Origin of the sequence: Gordonia araii NBRC 100433 (genome assembly GCF_000241265.1) — a bacterium.
Taxonomy (GTDB): domain Bacteria; phylum Actinomycetota; class Actinomycetes; order Mycobacteriales; family Mycobacteriaceae; genus Gordonia; species Gordonia araii.
In genome coordinates, this window is record NZ_BAEE01000074.1 from 1 (window position 1) to 3,559 (window position 3,559).

Sequence of the window (3,559 nt, forward strand, 5' to 3'; positions counted from 1 at the left end):
TTGGGTCCGCTGGTCGCGGTGAGTTTGTCGATGTCGGTGGTGCCGCCTTGGGCCCAGTCGGGTAGGTGGTGGGCTTGGGTGTGGATGAACGGGGTGTCGGAGTCGGGGTGGGTGTCGCCGCGGTCGCGGGCGAACAACGCTAATCGTTGGTGGAAGGTGGCCGAGCGTTTGGCGCGGCCGTGATACAGGATTTCGCGGGTGTGGTCGGCGAAGACGATGAGGTTGGGGTCCAGGTGGGCGGCGGCGTTGACTAGTTCGCGGATCGGGATGAGCGTGCCGGTGGTGGTCAGGCCCAGTCCGCAGCCGGCTTTGAGGTCGGCGATGGTGGCGGTAACGATGAACTGGCCAGGGATCGTCTTTCTCTTCGACGACCTGGTGCTCGCATGCCCGATGTTCGCGGCTCGGGCACCGGTGGCCGAGTTCGCCAAGGTGGCGTCGAGCATGGCTTCGAAGGCGTCGATATTGCGTTGTTCGGGCGTCCGGTGATCGCGGGCGCGGGCGCCGGAGAGGCTTTCCTGGGCGACTTGGTCGTCGGTGTCGTGGGCGGCCAGCGGTCCGTCGAGGCGCTCGGCGTTCGTGTCGTCGGGGTTGTTCATTCCCGGCGCTGCCCAGTTGGCCAGGAACAGATCGAGTTTCGCGCGCACTATCGGCGGCAGGTCCGCGGTCAGGTGTGACATCAGATCGGTGCCCTGTGGGGACAGAGTCAGGCCGCGACGACGTGCCCGGTCGCGCTCGTCGGACAACGAACCGTCGGGATCGAGATACGCGAGGAGGGCGAGGCCGGCCTTGTGGAGTTCTTGCGGGGTGAGTTCGCGCGCCATGGCGGCCAGATCGGCTTCGGCCTGGGACTCGACGTCGTCGGGCAGGCTCCACGGCAGTTTGCCCATGATCTCGCGTATCACGTCGACGTGCTGACCGGCGATGGCGCCGTCGGCGACTGCCGCGGCCGTCGCCGGGTGCTTGGGTGCCAGCGTCTCGCCGCTGGCGGCGTTCAGTCGGGCGATCTTCTCGGCCCGCCGGTATCGCTTCTTGGCTTCCGACCGGCCCAGCCGCAAGCCTTTCGCCAGCCAGGTCATCGGGTGGGTGAATCCGTCACGAGTGTGGGCGTCGCGAATATTGATCTCGGCGAACAACTGCGCGGCGACACCTTCAGCGCGACACCGCGACCGTTCGATCAGCCGTGCCGCGGTCAGTAAATCGTCCTCGGTCACGGCCGGCCACACCGCTGACGTCAGCTTGGCCTGCGCCGCGTCGACCAGCCGCAACAACTCCAACGGCGAATCCGGCAACGCGATCTCGCCGTTAGTTTTCTGGTCGTCGCACGCGCTGGCCGTCGTCATCCGAATTCACCTCCCTACCTGCAGATATCCGGTTCGCAATCGAACTGATGTTCACATTGCGCCCGACCCCCGACAAACGCCGGGCGAAAGTTTTCTTCGGGGGACCGATCAGTTTGCGGCACGGCGGTGGTCTACCCCTATGACGGCATCGAACAGCGAGGCCGCGCACACCGAGGAGAGACCGATGCACGACATGATCTTCGTCAACCTGCCCGTGACCGACCTGGAGCGCTCGCGTGAATTCTTCACCGGCCTCGGCTACCACTTCGACGACCGCTTCAGCGACGAGAACGCGGCGTCGCTCGTGCTCGGCGACGCCATCGTCGCCATGCTGCTCAAGCACGACTTCTACAAGACCTTCACCGACAAGCAGATCGTCGACGCCAAGTCGACCAGCGGCTGCCTGATCGCGCTGAGCGCGAAGAGCCGCGACGAAGTGGATACGCTCGTCGACAAGGCGATCGCCGGCGGCGCCACCGCTGGTCGCTCGGAAGACCACGGTTTCATGTACGGTCGGGCGTTCGACGACCTGGACGGCCACACGTGGGAGATCATGTGGATGGACGAGGCCGCGGTCGAGGCCGGGCCGGACGAGTACGCGAAGCAGCAGCAGGGGTAATTCACCGATGACCGTTGACGACCAGGCCTTCGAGGCGGCCACGGTCGCCATGCGCGCTGAACTGCTCGCGCACTGCTATCGCATGCTCGGCTCGGCCACCGATGCCGAGGATGTGGTGCAAGAGGTCTACCTGCGGGCGTGGAAGGCGTTCCACCGCTTCGAAGGCCGGTCGTCGGTCCGGACCTGGATGTATCAGATCGCCACGAACACCTGTCTGACCGCACTCGACGGTCGCGCCCGGCGCCCGTTGCCCACGGGTCTCGGTACCGACGCGAGCGACCCGAAGGTCCCGGTCGTGGCGGACAACGAAACCTTGTGGCTCCAGCCGCTGCCCGACCGCGCGCTCGGCGACCCGGCCGACGTCGCCACCCGTCGGGAAAGCATCGGACTGGCCATGGTCGCGGCGATGCAGGAACTTCCGCCCCGCCAGCGGGCAGCGCTGATTCTGCGCGACGTCCTCGCCTTCAGCGCAGCCGAGACAGCGGACCTTCTCGACATGACCGTCGCATCCGCCAACAGCGCGCTGGCCCGCGCGCGCAAGACGCTGGGCGACGGCGCCATTCCCGAGGGCCGCCGTGCCGCTGAATTGACCGACGACGAGCGCCGCGTCTGGGACGAGTTCTGTGCCGCCTTCGAGCGCCACGACATCGACGGCGTGGTCGGATTGCTCGCCGACGAGGCGGTGTGGGAGATGCCGCCGTTCCCTGGCTGGTACGTCGGCGCCGAGGAGATCGGCACCCTCACCCTCACGCAGTGCCCGGCCCAGCATGCGGGCGACATCAAGATGATTCCCACGACGTGCAACGGGCTGCCCGCCGCCGGGATGTACATGCGCGCGGTCGACGACGACGGTCGGGACGTGTGGCGCCCGTTCCAGCTCGACGTCATCTCCATCGTCGACGGCAAGGTCGCCCACGTCGGCGCCTTCTTCGAACCGGAGCTTTTCCGCCTAGCGGGACTGCCAGGCTCGATAGCCGACTGACGTTGCACGCCAAAAGGCGGTTGTGTCGATGGTGATCGAGTGGCCGTGCCAAGGGTGCGGTTGTAGCGACGGTGATCGAGTGACCGCGACGAAGGTGCCGTTGTAGCGATGGTGATCGAGTGGCCGCGACGAAGGTGCCGTTGTAGCGATGGTGATCGAGTGACCGCGACGAAGGCGCCGTTGTAGCGACGGTGATCGAGTGACCGCGACGAAGGCGCAGTCGTAGCGATGGTGATCGAGTGACCGCGACGAAGGAGCGGTTGTATCGAGATCCGAGCGAGAAGGCCCGGGCCGACCAGGCCAGGTGCCCACTCGACGAAGGTGGGGTGCCCACTCGGCAGGGCTCAGGTGCCCACTCGGCGGAGGTGGGGTGCCCACTCGGCGGAGGGGGGGTGCCCACTCGGCGGCTAGGTGTACCCGGCCATCACGTTGGTGACAGTCGGCTCGTTGGCGGTTGACCGTCGAGCGCGGTGTGGCGTCGTCGATTGTTGTAGAACTCGATCCAGGGATCAAGAGCGGCGGCTCGTTCGGCGTTGCTGATGAAGACCTGCCGGTAGGCCCACTCGGTTTGCAGGGTGCGGTTGTATCGTTCGACTTTGCCGTTCTGCCACGGGCAGT

The 3,559-nt window shown here is 66.5% G+C and carries 4 protein-coding genes; 2 read left to right on the top strand and 2 right to left on the bottom strand.

Annotated features, from left to right (window positions below; all coding sequences use genetic code 11):
• The coding region (locus GOARA_RS16465) for a DUF222 domain-containing protein (protein ID WP_007323556.1) at positions 1–1,340 on the bottom strand (1,340 nt) is incomplete at its 3' end.
• Positions 1,341–1,479: 139 nt separating this feature from the next.
• Between GOARA_RS16465 and GOARA_RS16470 the strand changes: the two genes are divergently transcribed.
• Together GOARA_RS16470 and GOARA_RS16475 are read left to right on the top strand one after the other, a co-directional pair.
• Positions 1,480–1,959, top strand: a complete 480-nt coding sequence (locus GOARA_RS16470; RefSeq protein ID WP_373277760.1) for a VOC family protein — start codon at positions 1,480–1,482, stop codon at positions 1,957–1,959.
• Between the two features lie 7 nt (positions 1,960–1,966).
• Positions 1,967–2,941, top strand: a complete 975-nt coding sequence (locus GOARA_RS16475) for a sigma-70 family RNA polymerase sigma factor (RefSeq protein ID WP_007323558.1) — start codon at positions 1,967–1,969, stop codon at positions 2,939–2,941.
• 424 nt (positions 2,942–3,365) lie between these two features.
• Here GOARA_RS16475 and GOARA_RS16480 read toward each other — a convergent pair.
• Positions 3,366–3,559 (bottom strand): integrase core domain-containing protein (locus GOARA_RS16480; RefSeq protein WP_040523830.1); only part of this gene is annotated, 194 nt, incomplete at its 5' end.